Source organism: Paenibacillus sp. 598K (assembly GCF_003851045.1).
Taxonomy (GTDB): Bacteria; Bacillota; Bacilli; order Paenibacillales; family Paenibacillaceae; genus Paenibacillus_D.
In genome coordinates, this window is sequence record NZ_BFBX01000013.1 from 28,034 (window position 1) to 53,527 (window position 25,494).

21 protein-coding genes are annotated in these 25,494 nt (G+C 54.9%); 13 read left to right on the plus strand and 8 right to left on the minus strand.

From position 1 onward, the window contains the following. Position 1 precedes the first annotated feature (1 nt). From PA598K_RS05935 to PA598K_RS05965, 7 genes are all read left to right on the plus strand, one after another. The gene (locus PA598K_RS05935) at positions 2 to 6,685 is read left to right on the plus strand and encodes an S-layer homology domain-containing protein (RefSeq protein ID WP_128656052.1); all 6,684 of its coding nucleotides are present in this window, start codon (positions 2 to 4) and stop codon (positions 6,683 to 6,685) included. 101 nt (positions 6,686 to 6,786) lie between these two features. Then, positions 6,787 to 8,415 carry a response regulator gene (locus PA598K_RS05940; RefSeq protein ID WP_128656053.1) on the plus strand — a complete coding sequence of 543 codons (1,629 nt, stop codon included), beginning with the start codon at positions 6,787 to 6,789 and terminating at the stop codon, positions 8,413 to 8,415. A gap of 31 nt (positions 8,416 to 8,446) precedes the next feature. Further along, positions 8,447 to 10,210, plus strand: a complete 1,764-nt coding sequence (locus tag PA598K_RS05945; protein ID WP_185601604.1) for a sensor histidine kinase — start codon at positions 8,447 to 8,449, stop codon at positions 10,208 to 10,210. A gap of 84 nt (positions 10,211 to 10,294) precedes the next feature. Beyond that, on the plus strand, positions 10,295 to 11,965 hold the full coding sequence (locus tag PA598K_RS05950) for an extracellular solute-binding protein (RefSeq protein WP_185601606.1): 1,671 nt from the start codon (positions 10,295 to 10,297) through the stop codon (positions 11,963 to 11,965). Between the two features lie 26 nt (positions 11,966 to 11,991). Beyond that, positions 11,992 to 12,891: an ABC transporter permease gene (locus PA598K_RS05955; protein ID WP_128656056.1), complete on the plus strand. Its 900-nt coding sequence runs from the start codon at positions 11,992 to 11,994 to the stop codon at positions 12,889 to 12,891. A gap of 23 nt (positions 12,892 to 12,914) precedes the next feature. Further along, a complete protein-coding gene (locus PA598K_RS05960; protein ID WP_128656073.1) occupies positions 12,915 to 13,799 on the plus strand; it encodes a carbohydrate ABC transporter permease in 885 nt (294 codons plus the stop codon). A gap of 7 nt (positions 13,800 to 13,806) precedes the next feature. Next, positions 13,807 to 14,949 carry a glycosyltransferase WbsX family protein gene (locus tag PA598K_RS05965; protein ID WP_128656057.1) on the plus strand — a complete coding sequence of 381 codons (1,143 nt, stop codon included), beginning with the start codon at positions 13,807 to 13,809 and terminating at the stop codon, positions 14,947 to 14,949. Here PA598K_RS05965 and PA598K_RS05970 read toward each other — a convergent pair whose 3' ends face one another. From PA598K_RS05970 to PA598K_RS05985, 4 genes are all read right to left on the minus strand, one after another. Further along, complete coding sequence (locus PA598K_RS05970; protein WP_128656058.1) at positions 14,950 to 15,288, minus strand: tRNA-binding protein; 339 nt, start codon at positions 15,286 to 15,288, stop codon at positions 14,950 to 14,952. A 252-nt stretch (positions 15,289 to 15,540) separates the two neighbouring features. Further along, positions 15,541 to 16,134, minus strand: coding sequence for an ankyrin repeat domain-containing protein (locus tag PA598K_RS05975; protein WP_128656074.1), 594 nt, complete (start codon positions 16,132 to 16,134; stop codon positions 15,541 to 15,543). Positions 16,135 to 16,262: 128 nt separating this feature from the next. Then, on the minus strand, positions 16,263 to 16,757 hold the full coding sequence (locus PA598K_RS05980; protein ID WP_128656059.1) for a GyrI-like domain-containing protein: 495 nt from the start codon (positions 16,755 to 16,757) through the stop codon (positions 16,263 to 16,265). Continuing rightward, positions 16,758 to 17,168 (minus strand): glycoside hydrolase family 9 protein, encoded by a 411-nt coding sequence (locus PA598K_RS05985; RefSeq protein ID WP_307719865.1) that lies wholly within the window; start codon positions 17,166 to 17,168, stop codon positions 16,758 to 16,760. A gap of 545 nt (positions 17,169 to 17,713) precedes the next feature. Between PA598K_RS05985 and PA598K_RS06000 the strand changes: the two genes are divergently transcribed. Continuing rightward, on the plus strand, positions 17,714 to 18,259 hold the full coding sequence (locus PA598K_RS06000; protein ID WP_221414099.1) for a CDP-alcohol phosphatidyltransferase family protein: 546 nt from the start codon (positions 17,714 to 17,716) through the stop codon (positions 18,257 to 18,259). 132 nt (positions 18,260 to 18,391) lie between these two features. Next, the gene (locus PA598K_RS06005; RefSeq protein ID WP_260405293.1) at positions 18,392 to 18,844 is read left to right on the plus strand and encodes a hypothetical protein; all 453 of its coding nucleotides are present in this window, start codon (positions 18,392 to 18,394) and stop codon (positions 18,842 to 18,844) included. Here the strand turns inward: PA598K_RS06005 and PA598K_RS06010 are convergent. After that, complete coding sequence (locus tag PA598K_RS06010; RefSeq protein WP_185601610.1) at positions 18,841 to 19,161, minus strand: AraC family transcriptional regulator; 321 nt, start codon at positions 19,159 to 19,161, stop codon at positions 18,841 to 18,843. The two genes, PA598K_RS06005 and PA598K_RS06010, sit on opposite strands and share 4 nt — an antisense overlap. An 84-nt stretch (positions 19,162 to 19,245) precedes the next feature. On the opposite strand from PA598K_RS06010, the gene PA598K_RS06015 reads away from it, so the two are divergent. Beyond that, a complete protein-coding gene (locus tag PA598K_RS06015; protein ID WP_128656064.1) occupies positions 19,246 to 19,848 on the plus strand; it encodes a hypothetical protein in 603 nt (200 codons plus the stop codon). A gap of 36 nt (positions 19,849 to 19,884) precedes the next feature. On the opposite strand, the gene PA598K_RS06020 is transcribed toward PA598K_RS06015, so the two are convergent. After that, a complete protein-coding gene (locus PA598K_RS06020; RefSeq protein ID WP_128656065.1) occupies positions 19,885 to 20,769 on the minus strand; it encodes an AraC family transcriptional regulator in 885 nt (294 codons plus the stop codon). A gap of 120 nt (positions 20,770 to 20,889) precedes the next feature. Here PA598K_RS06020 and PA598K_RS06025 point away from each other — a divergent pair, with 120 nt between their 5' ends. The 3 genes from PA598K_RS06025 to PA598K_RS06035 all read left to right on the plus strand — a co-directional run bounded on the left by PA598K_RS06025 (position 20,890) and on the right by PA598K_RS06035 (position 23,360). Continuing rightward, positions 20,890 to 21,687 carry a phytanoyl-CoA dioxygenase family protein gene (locus tag PA598K_RS06025; RefSeq protein ID WP_185601612.1) on the plus strand — a complete coding sequence of 266 codons (798 nt, stop codon included), beginning with the start codon at positions 20,890 to 20,892 and terminating at the stop codon, positions 21,685 to 21,687. Between the two features lie 154 nt (positions 21,688 to 21,841). Next, positions 21,842 to 22,357 carry an RNA polymerase sigma factor gene (locus PA598K_RS06030; protein ID WP_128656067.1) on the plus strand — a complete coding sequence of 172 codons (516 nt, stop codon included), beginning with the start codon at positions 21,842 to 21,844 and terminating at the stop codon, positions 22,355 to 22,357. Further along, positions 22,338 to 23,360, plus strand: a complete 1,023-nt coding sequence (locus PA598K_RS06035) for a hypothetical protein (RefSeq protein WP_128656068.1) — start codon at positions 22,338 to 22,340, stop codon at positions 23,358 to 23,360. Before PA598K_RS06030 ends, PA598K_RS06035 begins: the two co-directional genes overlap by 20 nt. 137 nt (positions 23,361 to 23,497) lie before the next feature. On the opposite strand, the gene PA598K_RS06040 is transcribed toward PA598K_RS06035, so the two are convergent. Both PA598K_RS06040 and PA598K_RS06045 read right to left on the minus strand, forming a co-directional pair. Continuing rightward, complete coding sequence (locus tag PA598K_RS06040) at positions 23,498 to 24,322, minus strand: phytanoyl-CoA dioxygenase family protein (protein WP_128656069.1); 825 nt, start codon at positions 24,320 to 24,322, stop codon at positions 23,498 to 23,500. A 111-nt stretch (positions 24,323 to 24,433) separates the two neighbouring features. After that, positions 24,434 to 24,988 (minus strand): helix-turn-helix transcriptional regulator, encoded by a 555-nt coding sequence (locus PA598K_RS06045; RefSeq protein ID WP_128656070.1) that lies wholly within the window; start codon positions 24,986 to 24,988, stop codon positions 24,434 to 24,436. Positions 24,989 to 25,494 lie beyond the last annotated feature (506 nt).

Sequence of the window (25,494 nt, forward strand, 5' to 3'; positions counted from 1 at the left end):
AATGAGAGGGAGCAATCGATCGCGAAATTGCGCCAAACTGATCCTATGGATCGTATGTGCGGCGCTGGTCCTTGCGCCATTGGCGGCGAAGGTGACGCCAGTCTACGCGGTGGTGGCTGACGATTCCTATTCGACGGTGGACGAAGTTCAAATCTGGGACGCCCTGGGGGGAACGGATGCGCTCGGGCGGCCTCTAGCCGATTACCGGGAGGCTCCGCTGCCGCGGGGTAATCGGTCCGTAGGCGTATTTTATTTTCTGTGGCACGGCTCAAACGACATGCGGGATTACAAAAATATTTACAACAACACAGAGACATTAGCCGCGGATCCGCTGGCGTATCTGAATCCGGCCAGCGATGTGTGGCCGGACCCCGGCCATTTCGCTTATTGGGCTAAACCGTTGTTCGGCTATTACCGCTCCGACGATGCTTGGGTCGTGCGCAATCATATGCGGATGCTGGCCAATGCCGACGTCGATTATGTAGTGCTGGATACGACCAATCTGGAAATCTATAAGGCGCAGGCCGCGCTAGTCATGAGGTCGGTGGCCGAGCTGCAGCTTCAGGGTGTGCATGCGCCGCAGGTCGTATTCATGACGCATACGAACTCGACTGCAACGATGGATGAAATCTATGAAACATTCTATGCCGAAGGCGCGCCTTACCGTTATCCGAGCACTTGGTTTCATTGGCAGGGAAAACCGCTCATTATCGGAGAAAATCCGACTGCGAAGGTGAGCAGCTTTTTCACCTTCAGGTACGCCCAGTGGCCGAACGAGCCGGCCCAGGCCAATAACGGCTGGGACTGGATCAGCTTTGACGAGCCGCAGCGGGTCAATTACAACAGCCTCGGCGAAAAGGAGCAGACATCGGTTTCCGTTGCCCAAAATTCGGGCTCGTCGGCCGTATTCAGCAATACTGCATTTTACAACGCGGATAACCCGCCTTCGCGCAGCCGCAGCTATCACGACGGAGCTGAGGACGAGACGCTGGATGCAAGCCACTACGGCTATAATTTTCAGGAGCAATGGGATCACGCGATCGCCGAAGATCCGCAGACGCTGCTTATCCTTGAATGGAACGAATGGATCGCCGGCAACTGGGCTGGCCGGGAGACCGATCCTCTGACATTCTATGATGCGGTCAACGATCGCTGGAGCCGCGGCATCGAGCCGATGACCGGCGGTTTCGGAGACAACTATTATATGCAGATGGCGAACAATATTCGCACATTCAAAGGCATCGCGCCTCCTCCCCAGGCTGGACCCAAGCTGACAATCGATCTGGCCGGCGGCTTCAGCCAATGGAAGGCGGTAACGACAGCTTACCAGGATTTTAAGGGGGACACGGAAGACCGCTACCACGCCGGTACGGATAATGTAATCTATGAAAACCGGACGGGTAGAAACGACATCGACGTGGCGAAGGTAGCGCGCGACGACGATAACCTTTACTTCTATGTGCGTACAGTTGAAGCGTTGACGCCGTCTACCGACGCCAACTGGATGACGCTTTATTTAAATGTGGACGGAGACGGGGCGAACGGTTGGGAAGGCTACGATTACGCGCTTGGCGTATCCGCATCGGGTGCTTCGATGACGCTGAAGAAGAGCACGGGAGGATGGCAGTGGGACACGGTGTCGGACAGCCTTGCCTACCGCGCAGTCGGCAACCAGCTCATGACAGGCATCCCTCTGGCGCTGCTAGACGGGACGGGGGCTGAAGTCGCGCTGGAGTTCAAATGGGTAGACAACTGGGTGAACGAAGATAACGTAATGGACTTCTATCAATACGGTGATGCAGCGCCGGACGGCCGCATGAATTATGTATATATGACTGGCAACGTGCCGCAGCGTACGGCTCAGCCACCGGCTCCTGCCGCTTCGATCGTCTCCGCTCCGGGGGATGGCTGGCATCTGATCGAGGACGCCGACCGCAGATCGGAATACAAAGCATTCTCTTCTCCGCAGTCGAGCGAATGGATTCAAGTCAACGATCCCGACAGCTCGGGCGGCACGTATTCCTACTTGTATAACCCTTCAGCCAAAAACGATCGGCACTACCGCAACATCGTTCGGGCCGGCTTCGAAGGCCATGCCGTGCGCTGGCTGACGACCAAAGCGCCGGACGGGACGGAAGCGGAAATTTTCATTGACGGTTTGTCCCAAGGGACGGTCAATCTGTACAGCACATCCGTGGAGAAGCAATCCGTCGCGTTTGAGAAGCGCGGCCTTGCGCCGGGACAGCATGAGATCATGGTCGTATGGCTGCCGCAAAGCGGAAAATACGTTCACGACGCTTTCGAATACGCTGCGGGAGACGCGGTCATGCCAGAAGCCGCTCCCGGGCAAAATTTGGCGCAGATCGCTCATGTAGAGCAGTCGTCTTTTGGTCGGGAGCTAGGGTACGGCGTTAACGGCGCACAAGCCGCAGACGGCAGCGTGAGCACGTATTGGCAGGCGGAGGAGGCCCAGGAGCAGGAGCTTGTGCTTCGTTTCGGCCAACCGATCATCTTCGATACCGTGAAGCTGCTGCCGAAGACGGACCGGGCGACCGCCCCCGGTTACGAGCTGTTATACGGAGACGAGACAGGGTGGTACAGCTTGATCGACGGCGGCGTCCTGGAGGAGCCTAAGCAGCACACTTTCGCTGCGGTTACGGCAGATCGTCTGATGCTGCGGCTGGACCCGGCGGCGGGAGTTGCGCCTGTTGAGATCGCCGAGATTGCCGTATACGACAGTGGCAATCCGGGTAACGGCACGACGGGGCCGGTCAGTCACTGGGAGTTTGCGAGCGACACGGAAGGCTGGAGCGGCGGACCCGGACTGGCGGATTTTGGCTGGAAGGCAGGCGGTCAGATCGGAGGGAACGTTGCGGCGGACAACGTACGGCTGTATTCTGCCGATGAGCTGAACATCGACTTGAAGCGGCTGACAACGGTGCGGCTAGGTTTATCTAACAATACCGCCTCTATGTCCGCCAGACTCTATTATACGACGGAAGCAGAGCCTGAGCCGGACGAAGTCCGCAGCGTCAGCTTCGAGATCAAGGCGAATACGTCGCAAAATGCGGAGTATACGCTTAATTTATCCGAGCTTGCGCAGGAATCGGGAAGGCTGAAGCAACTGATCATTGCGTTTGAACAAACGGGCGGAGCAGGCAGCGTCGGCGCTAACTATGTCAGGCTGCTGGAGGATACGTCCGTCGCGGCCTGGAAGTTTGCCGAAGGCACGGAAGGCTGGACAGGAGGCTCAGGCTTCGCGGATGCGGCATGGACACCGGATGGGCATATCGAAGGTAATGTTACAGGTCAACCCGCAAGCCTTACTTCGCCGGACTTGATCGCCGGGGATCTCGCCAATGTGGCGAACGTCGTGCTGAGGCTGCGCAATGGTACGACCGCGACATCGGCCAAGCTGTATTTCACGACCAATACTTCTACGGGCTTCGACGAAGCGAAGAGCGTTGCCTTCGAACTGATGCCGTCCGTAACGGGCTTTGTCACTTACAAAATAAACATGGCGGGAAATCCCGGCTGGAAAGGGCTGCTGAAGCAACTTAGGCTCGTTATCGCCGGGGATGAGGTGTCGGGGACGCTGGCCGTCGATGAAATTAGAGTCGAGCCGTTCTTGCTGACGGATTTGAACACCAAAGCAAACTGGGAGTTTACGGAAGACGCGGAAGGTTGGGGAGATGCAGGTGGATTTTCTAGTTTTGGCTGGCAGGCCGGCGCGTTGGAGGGGACCTTCAATCATGTGGATCCGCAATTCTTGTCGCCGGACGGCTTGTGGCTGGATTTGAAAAATAAGCCGTTCGTCACGTTCGGCATGAAGCTGCAATCGAGCGCTACGCACGGAACGGTATATTTCAGCACGTTGGATTCGCCTAACTTCACCCAAGGGAATAGCCAAGAGTTTGCTCTGGCGCCGGGGCAGGAAGGCTATGCAGAGTATACGCTGGACATGTCGGCCGTGTCGGGCTGGAAAGGCGTGTTGAAACGGCTGCGGTTCGATCCGCAGGAGGGTGTGAACAACGGCTCGTTTTCGCTGGATTACATCCGCCTACAACCGTACAAAATCGCGCCTGTGCATAGGGTGACAACGGTTGGCAGCGCGCCGGAGATGCCTTCGGCGGTAACGACGACACTATCCGATGGAGCAGAGTCGCAAGCATCGGTCATCTGGGAGCCGATAGATCCGGCTGCATACGCGTCGGTCGGGCATTTCCGCGTCACCGGCGAAGTCGGAGGCGGCGAAGCGTACGTTACCGCTACCGTGCAAGTGCAGCGCAAGCCGACAAACTGGGAATTTACCGATAGCTTGGAAGGTTGGGGCAACGAATTCGGCATTAGCAACTTCAGCTGGCAGGAAGGCGGATACATCGGGGGCGACGTCTGGTACGCGGATGCGCAATTTTTCTCCCCGGATAACCTGAATCTCGACCTATCCGGCCGTACGCAGGTGAAGATCGGGCTGAAAAACGCGACGGCCGGAACGAAAGGAACGTTCTACTTCGCTACCGATGCTTATCCCGAATTCAGCTCCGACCGGCAAAAGGAATTCACTTTGCAGCCGTACGACGATTCAGTTACGGAATACGTGCTGGACTTCTCTGATCATGAGCAGTGGGCCGGTACGTTAAAGCAAATACGATTTGATCCGGTAGAGGGGGAGTCCTCGGGAAGCTTCCAGCTTGATTACATTCGCATTGAACCGGCTGTATCGGGCTTCAAGCCCATAAGCGTCTCGACGAGAATAGGTACGCCGGCGCAACTGCCGCCTACCGTTGAACAGGTTTTCGCTGACGGCACGGAACGAACCGTCGCCGTCGTTTGGGATACGATCGATCCTTCAAGCTATGGAGCCGAAGGCAGCTTTACTGTCTTGGGCACTGTAGATGGCGTCGCTGGAGCGGTGAAGGCCGTAGTGACTGTGATGCCGCTTCCGAGAAAAGCGTGGGATTTCACTACCGATACGGAAGGTTGGGGCAGTTACTTTGGGATTAGCAACTTCGGCTGGCAGGAAGGCGGATACGTTGGCGGAGACATCTGGTACGGGGACGCGCAATTTTTCTCGCCAGACCATATCGGACTGGATCTGACGAACCATACAATCGTCAAAATCAAGATGAAGAATGCCACCGCCGCGACGACAGGGACCTTTTATTTTACGACGGACAGCAGTCCGAACATAACCGCGTCCAAAGGCAAGGAATTTACGTTGATTGGCCACGACACCGGATTTACGGAATATGTGCTCGACTTCTCGGACCACCCGGAATGGGCGGGCCAGCTGAAGCAAATTCGCTTCGACCCGACGGAAGGTGTGACTGCAGGCTCGTTCCTGCTCGACCGTATCAGTATCGAGTCGCCGATCATCAAGCCTACCGATCCAGGAACTGATCCCGTCACTGTTCCTGGCTCCAATCCGGGGTGGAGTCCGGAAGCAGGCTCCAATCAGCCACCATCGCCGCCTCCAAAATCGTCTACCGATACGACGATCGATTCTGGCAAGATCATCATGTCCGCCGTGCCCGACGACAAAGGAACCGCGCATTTTTCGGTGGCGCCATCCGATCTGGAAGCTGCGATGAAGCAGGACGAAGAGCTGACCCACTTGCAACTGCAAGCTCGTTCCGCTTCCGCCGATCGCTTGGAAATTAAACTCCCGGCATCGACTGCGGAGATTGCGCGAACGTATGGGATCGACAGAATCGCCATTGATACAGGATGGGCGCATGTATCCATAAGCGTTCAAGCGATCGAAGTCTGGACTGCCGGAACGCCAGACGGCTTTAGCCTAAGTGTATCTAACGTCGACCGCGCGTCGATGTCCGTCCTTCTTCCGGAGCCTATCGTTTTCGGAACTGTGCTGGATTTTGACATCCAAGTAGGCGAGCGTACGATCGACAGCTTTGCTGTCGGGTCTGCAATCGAGATCGAAATGCCTTATTCGCTGCTCCCTGGTGAAAATCCGGACCCTATCGTCGTGTATGCGATAATGGCTGACGGTCGGCTAGAAATCGTGCGCAACGGAAGGTTCAATGAGCAGACCGGTAGGGTCAGCTTCGTTCCGACGCATGTCGGCCAATATGCTTCGGCGTATGCCGCAACGACCTTATCTGATATTCTGATCTCATGGGCTCGCGACAGCATTGCGTTTTTGGCAGCGAGGGAAGTCGTGCGAGGAACAGGAAACGGTCAGTTCAAGCCGGAAGTCGCGGTTACGAGAGCCGAATTCGTCAATATGCTCATGGATGCATTTGATCTGACAGAGAAAGCGGCAGTGAGCAGGCTGCGCGACGTTAAGGCTGGAGCATGGTACGCCGAAGCAGTAGCTACAGCAGAAAAGCTCGGCATTGTGCTAGGAAGCAGTCTCGGTGAATTCCGCCCCAACGCGACGATCACGAGACAGGATATGGCTGTGTTGACGTACCGGACGCTGCGGGTTGTCGCGAAGGATCTGGATGTCGGGCTGCAAGCGGAAGCCGCAGCCGCAGCTTTCCAGGACAACGAAGCTATTGGGACATACGCAATCTCAGCCGTCCACGCATTAAACGATACCGGCATCATGAGAGGCTTCGCCGATGGCACCTTCCGACCTGCCGCGCACGCCTCCCGAGCGGAAGCAGCCACGGTAATCGCTCGGTTAATGAAGCTGGTTTTCGCTTCGGATAGCCTATTATAATAATAAAAAAACAGACTGCCCTCAAAAGGCCGAAGAGGCAGGGAATCCGTAGGCTCCGTTTTGAGGGCAGTCTGATACCTTCATGGCCGAAAGGAGCCCATATGCTGAGACTGCTTATTGTAGACGACGAGGCGACCATATTGGACGGTCTGGTGGAGCTGTTTCATGAAGCGGCACTGCCCGATCTGGAAATTAACTATGCCAGCTCGGGCCTTCAGGCGCTGAGGCTCATTCAGATGAGCAAGATTGACATCGTGCTGACGGATATTCGCATGCCGGGGATGAGCGGGCTGGAGCTGTTCGACTGTATACGCGCCGATTATCCGCGGTGCCGGGTTGTCTTTCTGACCGGGTACAATGATTTTCAATATGTGCAGGAAGTGCTGCGCAAAGGCGGCGTAGATTATGTGCTGAAGATGGACGGGGACGACGAGATCATCGCTGCTGTGCAGAAAGCGATTGCAGCAATTGGCGAAGATATGGACAAGGAGCGGCTAATTCGCGAGGCGCGAGACCGCATGCGCGCCACTGTGCCCCTCATGCAGCGGGAGCTCGTCCAATATCTCATCCTCGGAGAGCCCCTCTCGCAAGAAACGCTCGCTCATCGATTTACTGAACTAGATATTCCGTTAAAGCCCGACCTTCCAGTTTTCATGGTAGCAGGCAGGACGGACAGCTGGAATGAGACGTTGAAGCCGTCGGAGAAAGCACTGCTGTCTTTCGCTGTGCAAAATATAATGGAAGAATTTATGCCGCCTTCTTTCTCATGCCTGGCCGTTACGCTCGATTCGACCTTTCACATGCTATGGCTCATCCAGCCCCAATCCGACATGCTGGCAAGCACTGAGCAGCGACTGCAGGATTTGCTCGAATCGACGCAACAGGCTGCGCGAAGCTTCCTGAAGCTGCCGCTCTCCTTCGCGGCCAGCGGCGAGATGGCATGGACGGAGCTGGGGCGAACGTACGGCAGGCTGAGCGAGCTCAGTTACCGCAGCGCTGGCATCGGCCTGGAGATCGCATTCTTGCAAGATCAACGGGAGCTCGTCAAAGAGCCCGGTCGACAAATCAATGACGAACTTCGGCTCAAGCTGCGCCGGTTCGTCTTTCTTGAGGCGCACTTGGACAATCATCGCGAGAGCGAATTCAAGCGTGAACTGAGCGTCCTCCTCCATAGTGTGGCCGATACCCGTGCTCCTCTTCCGATCAGGCTGGAGGTGTTTCACAAGGTAGCCAGTCTGTTCTTGTCCTATATGAACCGCATGCCTTACGAGGACCTGGATGACAGCTCCCGGGCGATGCAAATGCTGACGCGGTTCGATCTGCACGCATCCTGGGATGAGCTCAGCCGCTACTTTCTCACCTTCGCGGACGAGCTGTTCATTCGACGGCAGAAGACGCAGACGGATCGCGGCCTGGAGATCGTAGCGCAAATTAACAGCTACATCGAGCGGAACTTGGCAAGCGACTTGTCGCTTACCCGTCTTGGCCGGGTCGTCTTCCTGAATCCCGCCTATTTATCCAGGCTGTACAAACAGATCAGCGGGAACGGATTATCGGATGTCGTCACGGAGAAACGGATGGCCAAAGCGAAAGAAATTCTTCGCACGACCGATATGAAGGTGCAAGACGTCGCCGCTGCAGTCGGACTGGAATCTCCTTCCTATTTCGCTCGACTGTTCAAGCGTATGACTTCCTTGTCGCCTCAGGAATACCGTGAATCCCAATGGTAAGAACCGTGTCCAAGCGCAAAGGAGAATGCATGTGCAGACGATACCGCCCTACAACTCGATTTACACGAAGCTCGTGTTCACGTTTCTGCTCGTCATCGGCCCGCTGTACGTCATTGTGCTGCAAATTAATCGATCCGACGCCGACAGCGTGAAGCAAGGCATCGCCCACTCGATCTCGTCCCAATCGGACTTCTATCTGAGCAACCTGGAGCTGGAATTCGAGCAGATTATCCGGTTCCAGCAAGAGCTCGGTTCGGGCACGGAGCTGGATACCCTGAGCAACGCCGCCGAGATTATGACTACCGAAGAGAAGCGCAAATCCATTCTTTCGATCCACCAGCAGCTGCTCCATCTCAAATCATCCAGCAAGCACATCGAAGATGCCAAAGCGTTCCTGCCCCTGCTAGGTACGGTGATCTCCGCCAATCAACCCTATTTCGACATGTCCGTGGAGGAATTCCAGGCGATGCTGGAGGGAGCTTCCACCCCGGCCTCTCCGTTCATTCAATGGCGCAATCGCTTATACATCGCATTTGTTCAACCGAGACTCATCGGCATTGAAGATCCCCCATTGCTGGTTGCTGCGGAGGTCAATACGTGGCGCATGACGCAGACGATGAACAGGTTTCAATATAATGGCGCCGGAGGGGCTGCGCTGATCGGCTCTTCGGGAAGCTGGCTCATCTCGGGGAGTAGTGACAAGGCTTTGATACAGGCCATCGCAGAGAACACCTCGCAGGCGTCAGCTGGAATCAAGCTCACAACGATATCGGTGGACGGACGCAATTACATCTACAACAAAATTGATTCCGAAATGCTCGGCGCTACCTTTATCACCTATGTGCCGGAAGCGGATGTGCTGAGTCCGCTCAAGAAAAATCGGGATCTTATCTGGTACGTGTCCGCCTTTTCCCTGCTCGTCATCATTATCGTCTCCTACTTGATCTACAACTGGATTCACCGGCCGCTGCGCACATTCATTCTCGCCTTCCGCCAGGTCGGCAATGCACAGCTGAATGTCTCGATATCTCGCAACAGCAAGGACGAATTCGCTTATCTGTATGAACACTTCAACCTCACCGTGCGCAAGCTGCGGGAGCTCGTTCAGGAAGTATTCGAGCAGAAGTATCGCACCCAATTGGCCGAATTCAAGCAGCTCCAATCGCAGATCAGCCCCCATTTTCTGTATAACAGCTTCTTCACCATTTACCGGATGGCCAAATTCAAGGAAGTCACGAATATCGAGCGCTTTACCAAGTTTCTAGGCGACTACTATCGATTTATCACCCGCGATCCGCAGCAGCATGACGAGGTTACGCTTGGGGAGGAAGTTCGCCATGCTCGCAACTACGTCGATATTCAGCTGTTTCGTTTTGGCGACCGTATCAAGGTTGATTTCGCGAAGATTCCACCATCCTGTGAGGGACTTGCCGTTCCTCGTCTGATTGTGCAGCCGGTCATTGAGAATGCGTTCCACTATGCCCTTGAAGGACATGAGGAAAATGCCTTGCTTAAGGTGTCCTTCCTGGAGTCAGACGGTCAATTGACGATTCGGGTCGAGGACAATGGCAGCACGCTGGACGACGACACGATTGCCCGGCTGAATCAACGAATGGAGCAAGCTCAACCAACGGGCGGCACGACCGGCCTCGTCAATGTCAACCAACGGCTCCGGCTCAAATACGGCACGCAAGGGTTGATGTTCAGTCGCAGTTCGAGCGGCGGCCTGCAAGTCGACATGGTTCTGACTATACCGGTAGACAGGAGGCAAGAAAGTAGAAAGATTATGATTTAGACGCTTCATCCGCTCCGCTATCATAAGAGATAGATGATCATCTGCTGCTTCACCAAAGTCGCATACAAATGCTGGGGGGATACCATGAAACGCTTGTACGTAACGCTAGTCCTTGTATTCACGCTTGTTATTGCCGCTTGCAGCTCCGGCAACAACTCGAATCTGACCGGCTCTTCTTCGTCTCCGCCATCGGAAGAGGCCTCTGAATCTGCCACGACACCGGTACAGCCCTCCGAGGAAGCTGCCGATCCGCTCGGAAAATACGACCCGCCGATTCAGCTCTCGACGATCAGAAGCTTGAACAGCTCGATTAAATTCGCTGAAGGGCAGTCCATCGACGATAACATCTGGTACCGTGGCTACGAATCAGATCTCGGCATCAAGCTGTCCAACGAATGGAGCGTACCCGAAACCCAATACGCTCAAAAGCTGAATGTGGCCATTACCTCAAATACGTTGCCTGACATTTTTCAGGTCGATCTGACTCAGCTTCAGAAGCTCATCGATGCCGATATGATCGAGGATCTGACAGACGTTTATCAGAACTTTGCCACGCCGCTCACCAAGCAAATCATCGAGGGCGATGGCGGCATAGGCATCAATGCAGCATCCTCGAATGGACGATTAATGGCGATTCCTTCGACCACCTCGACGCTTGACAGCACGCAGATGCTGTGGATTCGCGAGGACTGGCTGCAAGCCGTGGATTTACCTGCGCCGAAGACGCTGGACGACGTGCAAAAAATCGCCGAAGCCTTCGTTGCACAGAAGCCTAGCGGCAATCCGAGAACGTACGGCCTCGGCTTGGGCAAAGATCTGTTCGCTGGCTACGCGGGCATCGGGGGATTGTCCTACGGCTTGCAGGCATACCCAAAAGCATGGGTGAAGGGCGCAGATGGACAGATCGTATACGGCTCCATCCAGCCGGAAATGAAAGTCGCGCTTGGCAAGCTTCAAGAGATGTTCAAGGCGGGATTGATCGATCCCGAATTCGGCGTTCAGGATGCCAACAAAGTGAACGAATCCATTACCTCCGGCAAAATCGGCATGTTCTACGGCCAACACTGGAACGCCTTCTGGCCGTTGCCGGACGGCTTTAAGAACGATCAAAAGGCCAATTGGAACCCATACCCGATCGTTACGGCGGATGGAAGCTCGGGCAAGTCGCTGATGGGCAACGGAGCAGTCGCTTTCTATGTCGTGAAGAAAGGCTCGGCTAATCCGGAAGCGGTTGTTAAGCTGATGAACTACAATCTGAACAAGGCTTACGGTCCGGACGGCCGCGACATGGATTTCCATGGCGACAACGTCGAGACGGCCTACATGTACGCTGCCGTCGCCGCACAACACCCGCTGCAGAACATCAACATTTACCGTGACGTCATGAAGGGCTTGGAAGCGAAAAGCGCGGAAGGACTGAGCTTCGACGGCGCGGACAATTACAACTCGGTCACCAAGTTCCTGGAAGGCGACACCACCTTCTATGGCAGCTATAAATGGTCGGGTCCGGAAGGCGCCCTCAGCGTCGAGGATGGCTACGACAAGAACGGCCTGACCGTCGTCAATGAGTTTCTGGGCGCTCCGACCGAGACGATGCTCAAGAAGGGCACGACCCTCGAAACGCTGGAGCTGGAGACATTTACCAAGATCATTAGCGGAAGCGCATCCATCGATTCATTCGATCAATTCGTCGCCAACTGGAAGAAGCTCGGTGGAGACGATATGACAAAGGAAGTTAACAGCCGGACAAAGTAACGCGCAATAGAACAGGGGATAGGATAATGACCAAGCTGAAGTCGCTGAGCGAGCTGCCGCTGCACATCATGCTGTTGCCCGGCGTGTTGATCGTGCTCGTCTTTTGCTACTACCCGATGACGGGAATACTGATCGCTTTCGAGAATTTCCATCCGAACAAAGGCTTCTTTCAATCGGAGTTTGTAGGGCTGGAGCATTTCGAATATTTGTTTCAACTGCCCAACTTCAAACAGGTGTTGTGGAATACGACTTATATCGCCTGCATGAAAATCATCCTCGGTCTGATCGTGCCAGTCATCTTCGCGCTACTGCTCAACGAAGTGCGCAAAGCTGCCTTCAAGCGCTCGGTGCAAACGATTGTCTACCTGCCTCACTTCCTGTCGTGGATCATACTCGGCGGCGTACTGATCGACATTTTGTCTCCTTCGACGGGAATCGTCAATCGACTGCTGTCGTGGGCAGGACTGTCGCCTGTCTATTTCCTGGGAAATGAGCACTGGTTCCCATACGTGCTTGTCGTCACGGACATCTGGAAGGAGTTTGGATTTTCGACAATTGTCTTCTTGGCAGCGATTACTTCCATCAATCCGGTGCTATACGAAGCCGCGCTCATCGACGGCGCTAATCGTTGGCGGCAAACCTGGCATGTTACGCTGCCCGGCATGCTGCCGATCATCGTGCTGATGGCGACGCTCAGCCTCGGCAACGTCCTCAACGCGGGCTTTGATCAAGTATTCAATTTATACAGCCCGCAAGTGTACAGCACAGGCGATATTATCGACACGCTCGTCTATCGTATGGGTCTTGTTGATATGCAGTATGAGCTGGCGACAGCTATCGGACTGTTCAAATCTGTCATCTCGCTCATTCTCATTACCATATCGTATACGTTAGCCTATCGCCTGGCCAACTACAGAATTTTTTAAGAAGATAGAAATGAGTGATCGCGATGCATGTCCTTAGTATTCCAAGACGCCTGTTCGGATGGGCGAATACGATCTTTCTGTCGCTTGTTTCGCTGCTGTGCATTTTACCGCTGTTGCATGTGCTGGCGATATCGTTCAGCTCCAGCGCCGCTGCGACCGCGGGATATGTGACGCTGTGGCCGATAGATTTCACCTTGTCGTCCTACGAATATGCCTTCGCCAAGCCCGAGTTCATTCGCAGCTTTCTCGTTTCTATACAGCGAGTCGTTCTCGGCGCCGTTGTGAACATGTTTTTGACGATTATTGTCGCGTATCCGTTATCCAAGGAGGTTCGGCAGTTCCGCTGGAGAAGCGTATACGCCTGGTTTTTCGTCATGACGATTCTGTTTTCCGGCGGCTTGATCCCGACCTTCATGGTCATCAAGCAGCTCGGCTTGCTCGACAGCATGATGGCGCTTATCTTGCCAGGCGCGGTCCCCGTATTTAACGTCATTCTACTGCTGAATTTTATTCGCTCCCAGCCAAAGGAGCTGTTCGAGGCTGCGCATGTCGACGGAGCGGGACACTGGGCCGTGCTGTGGCGGGTCGTCGTTCCGCTCGCCAAGCCAGCGCTCGCCACGTTGCTGCTATTTTCCTGCGTGGGCCACTGGAACGCCTGGTTCGACGGGCTGATCTATATGAACAGTCCAACCGGCTATCCGCTGCAGACGTATTTGCAGACGGTCGTCATCAATCGCGACCCGAGCCTGATGACAACGATGGAAGAGTTGAAGCAGCTATCGCAAATTTCCGACCAAACGGCAAAGGCGGCTCAAATCTTCCTCGCCTCGTTTCCGATTTTGGTGCTCTATCCATTTCTTCAGAAGCATTTTATTCAAGGGATTACGCTGGGCAGCGTAAAGGAGTGAAAACGAAATGACCGCTAACCGAAATATTGAAGTTGCCGCTTACTATTTCCCCAACTATCATCGCGATGCCCGCAACGACAAGTGGCATGGCTCAGGCTGGACGGAGTGGGAGCTTGTGAAGCGCGCGGAGCCGCGTTTTGCTGGTCACGCGCAGCCCAAGCTTCCCGCCTGGGGCTTCGGAGACGAGGCCAATCCGGAAGTCATGGCTCATAAGATCGATACGGCTGCCGACCATGGGCTCGATGGCTTTATATTCGATTGGTACTGGTACGAGGACGGGCCCTACTTGCAACGCGCGCTGGAAGATGGCTTCCTCCAGGCGAGCAATGTGGACCGACTCAAGTTCGCGCTGATGTGGGCCAATCACGATTGGCTCGACATCCATCCACTGTCACGCGCGCTGCAACCGGCTACGCTGGCATCGGGAAGCGTGACGGAACAAGCTTTTAGAGCAGCGACGGAGCACATGATTCGGCATTATTTCAGTCATCCTTCCTATTGGCGCGTAGAGGGCGGATTGTACTTCTCGATCTACGAGCTGATTAATCTCGTCCAAGGCTTGGGCGGCATAGCCAATACCAAGCGCGTGCTGCATCATTTCCGTGAGCGTGTGCGCAGCGCTGGCTTGGGAGAGCTTCATCTGAACGCGGTCGTATGGGGCGTGCAGATTTTACCAGGAGAAAAGGAAATTACGAATCCGAACGAAATGCTGGACGTCCTCGGATTCGATAGCGTAACTTCCTACGTCTGGCTGCACCATGTGGGGCTTGATACTTTTCCGGTATCCTCCTACGAGGACTGGCGCGATCAGGCGCTTGTCAAAGCCGAAGCACTGGCCTCCGAGTTCAAGCTTCCGTATTATCCTAATGTCACGATGGGATGGGACACGAGTCCGCGCACCGTCCAGTCCGACGTCTACGAGCCCATCGGCTACCAATATATGCCTACGGTCGGTGGCAACACGCCTGAAGCGTTCGAGATTGCGCTGCAACGTACGAAAGCCAATCTCGAACGCCAAGCGAACGGCCCGCGTCTCATGACGATTAACGCTTGGAACGAATGGACCGAGGGCAGCTATTTGGAGCCTGACCTCGTACACGGAACCGGTTATCTCGAAGCCGTCCGACGCGTGTTTGGCAGCAAACCGTAATTATAGCAAACGCGTGCCCGGCGGCACCGATTGGTCGGGGACGCACAGGGCGACATCGCCTTGCTCATTGTGAAATCCCGTCACCAGGCACTCGGACATCATCGGTCCGATCTGCTTGGGCGGGAAGTTGACCACCGCCACGACCAGCTTGCCCAGCAAATCATCGGGGGTATAGAGGCCGGTAATCTGGGCGCTTGATTTGCGCTGTCCGATGTCTGGTCCGAAGTCGAGCAGCAGCTTGTAGGCTGGCTTGCGTGCTTCGGGGAACGGCTCGACCTCGATGATGCGGCCGACGCGCAGCTCTACCTTCATGAAATCTTCCCATGCTATCGTTGTCATTGATGTACTCCTTCTCCCAGACTGCCCTCAAAACAAAGCCTACGGTCACGGGATCGATCTTCCGATCGCTGTTGTCCCCAGATTTCTTGATTGTTCACCGCTTTAGCGGTTGAAATCCGGGGACTACACGCTTTCTGTAAGAAAGCGACTTCGTAAGCATAAGCTTCGCTTCTACAGATTCGATCCCGTGCCTCTTCGGTCTTTTGAGGGCAGTCATTCGGGCGCGATGATGTTAACACCTTTTTTTAATAGTTAAGAGCGACTTGCCGCCTTCAGTATGGCGGCCATTTCTGTAAAGCCCCGCGACTGGGCATGCGCCAGCGGCGTGACGCCCTCGCGGTCGGCGATGGATGGATCGGCGCCATGGTCCAGCAGCAGCTTGACGATCGTCTGATGCCGCTCCCCGCCGTCGCCGAGGATGACCGCCTCCAGCAGCGCCGTCCACCCCAGGTTGTTAATATGGTCGATGTCGACATCGGACTGCTCGAGCAGATATTGGACGACCTCGACATGCCCTCGATCAGCGGCGGGGATAAGCGCTGTCCCGCCGAAGCGGTTGGTCAGCTTCGTATCCGCTCCCGCCTCGATCGCCAGCCTCACAATGTCCAGATACCCGGATGCCCCGGCATACAGCAGCACATTGTTTAGCAGATGATCGCGAATATTGATATCGGCACCCTGTGTGATTAGCGCCTCGACCGTCTCGGCATGATTGCCATAGGTCGCGGCGACGACCGCCGTTCGGCCGCTTTCGTCTTGTGCCTGTATATCCGCTCCGGCCTCCAGCAATCGCAACACCTCATCGGTATCTCCGCGCTCCGCCGCTGCGATTAATTGTTCGTTCACCTGCATGATCTCCTCCTGTAGTTGGTTTTCCTCTGCGTTCTCCTTCATCAGTCCGGCACTTCCGCTGCATCCGGCACATCCAATAAGCACGGCCAGCAGCAGCGGGAGTAGACGCAACCTGCCCATTGCTATCTCTCCTGTCGTTTGTTCAAGCGGGCTACCGGGAAGTACAAATAAACATCGCCGCTTGTGTCCTTCGGGTCATAAAATTCATGGACGGCCCCGACGATCGGCAGACCGGCTTCGGCCAAATCCGCTTTGGTTCTCGTGAATACATCCAGGTAGGTGTCCAGCGTACAGAGAGCTACCGCGTAGCGGGAACCGGGAATCACCCACTTGGTCCAATTCTCCGGGGCTTCCGCGTCATCCTCCACCTCGCAACCGGCCAGGTATTTGCCTTGCTCGTTCCAGACGGCAAAGGATTCCTCGACATCGCTCATCGCACCCCAAAGGCCGACGAGATTACCTGCTTCATCCCGCTTGGCCCATTCGCTGATCTCACTGAAGCTGCCGTTAGCGGCCTGCCACAAGGGCGGTAGCCAGTCGGCGACTTCCTTCGCCTTGCCGCATCCCAGCTTGCCGATGACGGTAAACGACGGCTTTTCAACATAGAGAACATTCATCTATCCCATCCCTTTCTTTCCTTTTATTCCTCCATATGCCGGCGCTTGATTTTGCAGATGCGCCTTGGCGTATTCGTCATGCAGCCCGGCATTGGGCCCACCGGCAACAAGACCGAGCGGCGTGTCCAGTCCGGCGGCGACGGAGGGGCGGTAGTGCATGCTGCGCACCGGGCGGTCGCCGAAGCCGCTGACATAGCTGATGTCGAGTGCGTTGCGGCCCAGCAGATAGTGGACATGCTCAAGCGCAGCCTCCCGATAGATTGCTTCGCTGCTAAAGCGGTGGGCGAGGAGCAAGAGCATCGCGTGGTTCATCACCACCATATTGCTGCCCCAGATGTAATCGTCGGGCGTCAGTGAGATGCGATAGCCGTCGACCTCACAGCACTGAACCAGCTTGTCCGCTTCGGCCAGTCATTCGGCCAGCAGCTCAGCCCGCCAAGCGGCATCCAGCTTGTCCTGCGGCAGCAGCAGGCACGCGAGGGCGCCGTATCCGTCGTTGTCCGCCAAGCCCAGGCTATACTTGAGGAATCCTGGGCCACGAGCGCTTGCTGCGCCGTATAGTATCCCGCTCGATCGGTCGTGCGGAAGAGCTCGGCCGCCGCCCAATACCGTTCATTCGCATCCTGACTTCGTGTTGTGTAATCCCCATTCATTATAAAGGGTATCGGATGCAGCGTATAGGCAACCTTCCAGTCTATGGGGTATGATTAAGCTAAGGGCGTCTCTCCGCTTAAGCTTAAGGTCGAGCAGGGGCATGAAATCGGCCGGGAAGGCCAGGTCGAGGTAACCGTGTCCGGGTCGGAGGTTGCGATCAGCGGAACAGCCGTGTACGTCAAGGAGATTGAGGTAAGTCTGGCCTGATGAGTTCGGATGCGGGAAAAGTTGGAGGATACCCTTTTGGGGATGAGAAAGGGAAGGCAGCGGAGCGGGCACAAGGGGGCGGGAGCTTGCGGCATGTGGCGAATTGGATTTCGGTAAGCCGGATTGTTTTACTGGTCGTGCTTGTGGGGTTGGTCTTTACGTATGAGAACCGGATGGCGTTCCTCATCCTCTATTTGCTGAGTGGACTGAGCGATGTGCTGGACGGCTATATTGCCCGCCGAACGCATACGGAAAGCAACTTTGGCGCGCGTCTCGATTCTGTGGCTGATCTGCTGCTGACCGCCGTTATCTTAAGCGCCTGCTTCAGTTGGCTTGGCGAGGACCTGTGGACCTTCCTGCCCTGGTTGTGCCTGATTGCCGGGATTCGGGTGGCCAACCTGGTGATTGCTGCCTGCAAGTATCATGTTTTTGCCATTATCCACACCTGGGGTAATAAGCTGACCGGGCTGCTTTTGTTTGTGGCACCGCTGTTTATCGGGCTGGGGGCGTTGGCATTGCTCTGGCCGATTTGTCTGATTGCTGCGGTTGCGGCAATCGAGGAGACATTGATTCACCTCACCTCGCCCACGCTGGATCTCAATCGGCGTTGCTTACTCGGGCGTTCTGCGGTACACCGGTAAGGTGGGGGAGAAGCGTAACGCAAGGACAGGCGTACGGAGTATAGATTAGGATTATGGAGCAGGGCAAGAACGAGAGCGGAGCCAGTGCGGCAAAAGAGTGGGGCAATCGCTGCTCGGAAATGGAGGACCCCCATGACCATCGTATTAATCCCTGAGCAAGTCGATTTTCGCATCTCGACCACCGATCTGAAGGCGACGTATACCGAATCGGGGGGCGTGACGCTGCTCATCGATGGGCAAACGCGCGAGGACATCGCTCTGGATCGCTATAGAGAGGCGGAGCTGCATTTTGACACGGTAGCCGAGCTGCGATGTACGACGCTTAATTTCTTTGAATGCCATGCCGGTCAGGTCGAGGTCAGAGGCAACGCCACCAACGACGATCCGCTCGCCTTCTGGGAAGCCCACGGTTATCACCCCGATCCTGGCTTCTATCAGGTGGCGGAATCGCCGATTCTGCAGGAGAGAGGAAGCCTCTTCGATCCGCGCAATCGGTTTGGCCTGAAGCATTATCTCGTCATCGGCTATGACAGCTATGTCGAGGTGATCGCCGCTTCGTCCCGGATGAGCTGGCCAGCGACCTAATGACCGTTGCGATAGGCTCTCGGCGTCGTGCCGATGTGCTTGCGGAAGATGCGATTGAAGAAGCTGACGGAGAAGACGCTCATGCCGCAGGTGCCTGCCAGCTGGGCAAGCGATAATTCGCGATCGCAGTTCAACTCCACGAAGTTGCGAATCGACGAGATCCATTCATCCTTGCTCAAGTCCCGGGATGTCGGGGTCTCGCTTTGGATCTCGGCGTGATATCGGCTGAGCAGCACCATGCATTCGATCCAGCAGTTTTTGATGATGAACTGGAAGCCGTCGTCCGCTCCCGGTATTCCTGGACGTCCATATTTCATCATAGACCATCAGGAAATACGGGGTAACACTAGATATTCTGACTACGTTTAATAAATATAGAGTTACAAAAGGGAGGGAGGTTATTGTTTAGACTTTTTATGTCACTGGCCATCGTTCTGTTTCTTCTCTTGGATTTGCAGGTTGCGAGTGCGTGTAGCCCGAAGCCTTGGTCTTATGAGGAATTGGCCCAAGAATCGATAGCAATCATTCATGGAGAAGTATTGAGTAGCACTAATAATGAGAGGAAGCCTACCGTTAAGGTCATTCATTATGTTGGACCGGGTACTGCTCCTAAAATTGTACATTTGCCTTCTACAGAATCCAGTCGGAAGACAAAACAAGACGAGTGCCCGGATGTTTCAATGAAATTTCGGCAAGGAGAATCGTATATCTTTTTTTTGAAGAAGATCGGCTCATCACCTGAATTTCTACATTCGGATAGGGAAACTGCCTTAGTCGAAGAGGATGCTTATGCGATTGTTAGTATGCACAAAGATAAAGTAGAGACAGAGGAGCTTATTCAGCAATATGCATCGAATCACCAGCGTCCAGTCCAAATACCGGATCAAGCTGCACCAGAATGGGGATCAGGAAAAAAGAGCATCATTCTTGCTGCTTCGGTTTCGATAGCTGGTATTGTCATCATTGGGGGAGGGATTTATTTTTTTGTGAGGAGAAGAATGTAAGGAAACGCAGTCTGGTTTGTAATCAGACTGTGTTTCCTAATGACCGTTGCGATAGGCTCTTGGCGTCATGCCAGTATGCTTGCGGAAGATGCGATTGAAGAAGCTGACGTCGCGGAAGCCAGCCTCGTAAGCGATAGCGGCGATTTTCATATCGCCTTCGGCCAGCATCCGGCAAGCCCGGGCGATCTGGGCGGCATGCTTGTAGTCGAGCAGACTGTGGCCTGTCGCCTGCTTGAACTTGGCGGTGAAGGAGGAGACGCTCATGCCGCAGGTGCTCGCAAGCTGCGCAAGCGACAAGTCGCGATCGCAGTTCAGCTCGACGAAGTTGCGAATCGACGAGATCCATTCATCCTTGGACAAGTCCCGGGATGTCGGGGTCTCGTTTTGGATCTCGGCGTGATAGCGGCTGAGCAGCACCATGCATTCGATCCAGCGATTCTTGATGATGAGCTGGAAGCCGTCGCGACGCTCCTGGTACTCCTGGAGCATCGTCCGCAGATGCCCGTCGATCTGGGTGCGGTGATAGGCTTTCAGCGGCGTATACGGGACGAAGGAGGCGTGATTGCGCAGGAACGGCGCCAGATAGAAGAAGTCGATAAACGCCGGGACATGCAGCAGCGACTCCAGCTCCCTGCGCAGCAGCTCGCGCTCGAACAAGATATTGTAGACGACCGTCTCCTCGTTCGGCGAGCCGATATAGCTATGGTACGTGTCGGGCTCGATGGCGAATACGTCGCCAGGGGCCAGCGCGTGACGTCTGTCGCTCCACTCATGGACTGCGTTGCCGCTGACGACATAGACGAATTCGACAAATTTGTGGGCGTGGGGCGGGATCAGCTCGCCGCGCTTGATCGTGTACCGGTCGATATAGAAGGGAAAGTCAGCGTCCGCAAAAAATTGCTGTCCTTCGTAGATCGTCATGCGGCTTCCCTCCTCAGCAGATTTGGCAGATCGTCTTAGTATTCGATCATATCCCCCAAGATTGTAAACGGTTGCGAGTGTAAAGTAAAGCTATCCACAGCCGAGAGGGGAATGAACGATATGTTGCATACGAAAGTGCAAGCTACCGAGGAGCAGATCGCCTACTACCAGGAAAACGGCTTCGTCCAGATCGACAATGTGCTGTCGCCGGAGGAGCTGGAGGAGCTTCGCAACTGTCTGAACGAAACGATGGGCCATACAGGCGGCAACTCCCTGCAGACAGATGCCAGCGGAGGCGCGTACTACAAAGTACTGAATCAACGCGTCAACACGTGGCGCGATCACGGCGGCATGGCGAGATTCGTGCTCGGCGACCGCTTCGCCGATCTCGGCAAGCAGCTGACAGGCTTCGCAGGGGTGCGTCTGTTCCACGACCATGCGCTGTTCAAAATGCCCGGCGACTCCAAGCCGACGCCCTGGCATCAGGATCGTCCGTACTGGCCGATGTCGGTCGACGAGTCCAGGCCGCTCCACGGCTTCTCGATCTGGATCGCGCTGGACGATGTAGACGAGCATAACGGCTGCATGATGTTCGTGCCGAAGTCGCAGCGTATCCGCAATCTGAAGTCGGTCGATCTCGTCACGCCGGAGGATATCTTCGCCCAGCAAGGCGCCAGCGATATGGATCGCAACACGGCGGTCATCGTCCGCATGAAGGCGGGCAGCTGCACGTTCCACGACGGCATGACGTTCCACTACGCGCACTCCAATCACACCGACCAGCCGCGCCGGGCGCTGGCGATCATCTACTTCGAGGACGGCACGCAGTTCAGCGGCGCCGATCATGCGGTGACCAAGGATCAAGGCCTGGTGGCCGGCGAACGTCTGGCAGGTCCGCTGTTCCCGAAGCTGGCGTAAGTGCTGGGAGCTGCGCAGTATAATAGATGACTTCTTCGAGCAGCCTCGCCCTTTGGCGGGGCTGTTTTCGTGTTAAAATTTTAGTAGGGATGGATTTCTGTGAAAATGAGATTTTTTCAGGTCTCCAATCGTGTTATATACAGGAGGCGAAAAAATGGAGAACCATTCTTTATTGTGGACGGATAAAGAATTGGCTGAACTCTATCAACGGCATGCAGACCTGGTCTACAGGCTCTGTTATCTATATTTGAAAAATCCCGTTGATGCAGAAGATGCTGTTCAATCTGTGTTCCTTAAGCTGATCAGATCACAAATGATGTTCCATGACCGCGGGCACGAAAAAGCATGGTTGACGGTCACCGCGAGAAACTACTGCAAGGACATGCTGAAAAACTGGTGGAGAACGCGTCGGGTAGCCTTGGATGCTTTGCCGGAGGTTCCTTCATGGAATGGCGATGAGCCGCCGGGAAAGGTGCTTGCCAGACTGCTGGCACTTCCCGAAAAATACAAAACCGTTTTGTATCTTTATTACTTCGAGGCGTACTCGATCAAGGAGATTTCAGAGCTGCTGGAATGCAAAGAAAGCACGATTCAGACCCGACTGTCCAGAGGACGGCAGCGTCTTAAATTGGATTTGGGAGGGAACGGCCTTGAGCCACAACAATATTAATCAGCTTTTTGAAATGTTAACCCCTAAAAACAGCCAAAAAGAAAAAATGCTTCATCACATCTTGGCGAATCGTCAGGACGAGGGCAAGCAGGCTAGAATTCTCCCCCCCTCAAAGCGATTTAAAGTCATTCTGCTGGTTGCCGTGGTGACCATTTGTTTGACTACAACCGCTTGGGCAGCAGCATATATGGGGCTGGACGACATGTTCAGGAACTATCTGAAGCCAAATAGCGAGCAGACACAAGCTTTGTCAAATGGCGCCTACGTCGTTGATAAACAGATTAAAAACAAAAACGGGACGCTCGAAATAAAGCAAGTGATCGGCGATCATCATTTGACCTATATTTTAATGGACTTTATTGCACCAGAAGGGACGTTACTAGACGCAGCGCGGTATCGTTTTGCCGACTATGATCTAACGACCGATCAGAGCTATCAGAGCGTAGAATTTGAAGTGGTCGATGACAGTCATCCAAGCGACAATAAAATCAGCTTGGTGATGAGTATCTTTACGAAAAATTCGATTGCCGGTCAAAAGGTCCATTTCAAGGTCGAGGATTTACAGGCGTCAGATCCATATCCAGGCCACTTCAAAACGGTCATAGGCGGTGATTGGGAAACAGAGCTTCAGTTGGGCTTTACGGAGTACTCGATGCTCTATGAGGTCAACAAAAAGATATCCATGTTTGGTCACGAGGCGATTCTCCAATCGATCTCTATCTCTCCCATCTCCATTTCGTTAAAAATTGAGAGCAGTTCAATGGATGTAATCCATCAGGCTGCAGGGCCATTAAAGGAAATCGGATTGAATCAAAACCTGGATGACTACCCGATTACAATAAAGTACCAGGACGGCACATCAGAAACGACGAGTTTATTGAACGGAATACACTTGAGTGAAAGTCATCGCTATTTATTTACAGTCAAAAGGTTTGAACACGTCATTAATGATAAGGAAATCTCATCAATCGTTTTTTTTGATACGGAAATTGCAATTCGTTGAGCTAAGGGAGAATCGATGAGCAGCTTTTGAATGGCTGTTGCTATATCGTCTGACGAGCCCGCTGTTTCCCGAAGCTGACGTAAGTACATCTGCTCCGGGAAGCGGGTGCGCCACCGGGAGGCGAGAGCGGCGGCAGCCTAAGCCTGATAGACCACCGGGAAATGCTCACCTTTCAATATTTCGCCTTGCGCAACCTCCACGTAGTCCAGCATCGGGTGCCGCGTGGTCGGCTCGTAGCGCGTATGACCGGGCATGTAGTGGACGGCGATCGCGCGCCGCTTGAGCTGGGAACGGTTGTGGGGACTGCCGTGCCAGGTGAGCGAATGATGGTAGCCGACCTGCCCCTTCTTGATCTCAAACGGGACAGCCTCGACGACCGCGCCTTCGGGCAGCAGCTCCGGCTGCTTGTGATACGGCTTGAAATCAGGCGTGTTAGCGAGATACTTCTGATGATCGCCCCACTTGTGGCTGCCGGGTACCATCCACATGCAGCCGTTCTCGATGACGGCATCGTCGAGAGCGACCCAGGCGCTGACCAGGTCGGCAGGCTGGATGATCGGCCAGAGCGGATGATCCTGATGCCAGCCCGTCGGCCCGCCCGATACCGGCGGTTTGTATTGGATTTGATCATGCCAGATGCGGATGGTGTCGGAGGCGCATAGCTGGGCGATCTCCTCGGTGATGACCGGATGCTTGGCATGCTGCAGGAACAGATCGCTGGCCATCCATATGTTGACGATCTGCACGACCTTCTCATTGACGCTCATCTTCATATTTTTGTACAGGGCGTCGCTTTCGGCGCTCAGCATATTATGATTGAGCACGGGTTTCTTGACGGACTTGCCTGCGATGACGAGATCCAGCTCTTCGCGCAGCCGCTCGACCTGCTCATCGTCTAATACGATATCTCCCTTAAGAAAACCGTCTTTCTCAAACTGGGCCACTTGCTGTGCATTTAGCATAGGAATCCAGGCTCCTTTTCAACTTAGGCTAGTAGGGTGTTGCTTAAGCCTATTGTAGGGGATCGGGACGCCGCTGTATTTTCTATTACGAAATGCAATGGTTGCGTTTTCTCAAGATTTCCGTCCGGTCGCTTCGCCGCCCTGCAGTCTGAACTGGGTTGGCGTCAGGCCGGTTTCTTTTTTGAAGTGATGGCTGAAATAGTGGAGGCTCCCGTACTGCAGCTGCTCGGCAATCGTCTCCAGCTTCATGCCCTCGAGCAGCAGCTGCTTCGCTTTTTTTATTTTCTCCTGGATGAGGAATGTCTTGGGCGCCATGCCCATCTCCTCGCGGAACAGCTTGGAAAAGTAGATCGGATGATAGCCGCATAACGCGGCCAGCTGCGGCACGCTCCAGGGATGCTCTGGATGATCCGACAGCGCCTGGACGGCCGGGCCGATCTTCGTCGATTGTTCGCCGGCAGATTGGGCGGTCTGACGCAGCCACAGCGTCAAGCCCTCCATCAGCAAAGCCCGCAGCATGGTCGGATAACCAGGCTTCTCCTGCTTGTACTCCTTGACGATCCGTTCGAGGATCGGCGCGATCGCGGCGAGGGGGAAGCGGGAGGGCACAGCCAGGCGGTGCGACAGATGAAGATCGATGCTGTCCGTATCGGCCGGGAGGTCCAAGGCGTGCTCCGGGACATAACGGATGCCGTGCGCCGGGTGCTCCGGGATCGGCGACGGGCGGTTCCAGTGAAAGTGCAGGCTGTAATATTCCGTATCCTCGGTCAGCGTCAGCAGGTGGGGCGCACTGCCGTAATAGGCAGCTTCGCCGCTCTGCAGGTCGTAGGTATCGGCGCCGAGACGAAGCTCGGCTCTGCCGCTCAGGACGCCGAAAATCTGATAATCCGGAATGACGCGCAGGCCGAAATGGGTTCCAGTAATGTCGCTGGAACGGCTCGCAAAATTAACCGTCGGCTGCAGTGCTTCTAACGAACCGAGATGGATAAGCTCACCCCCTGGTCAGATTAGGAAAAAACAATTGTTTGCTGAGGCTCGCTCCCGTTCTCGATTCGCGCATGGTCTGCGTAGGAGTGATTCTCATGCGGTCCCCTGTTTTGCTTAACTGCAATAGTACCTCTATTTTGGCTTCAAAGCGCGTTCAATCAGGATTTAAATGCAAAAGTGCAGTT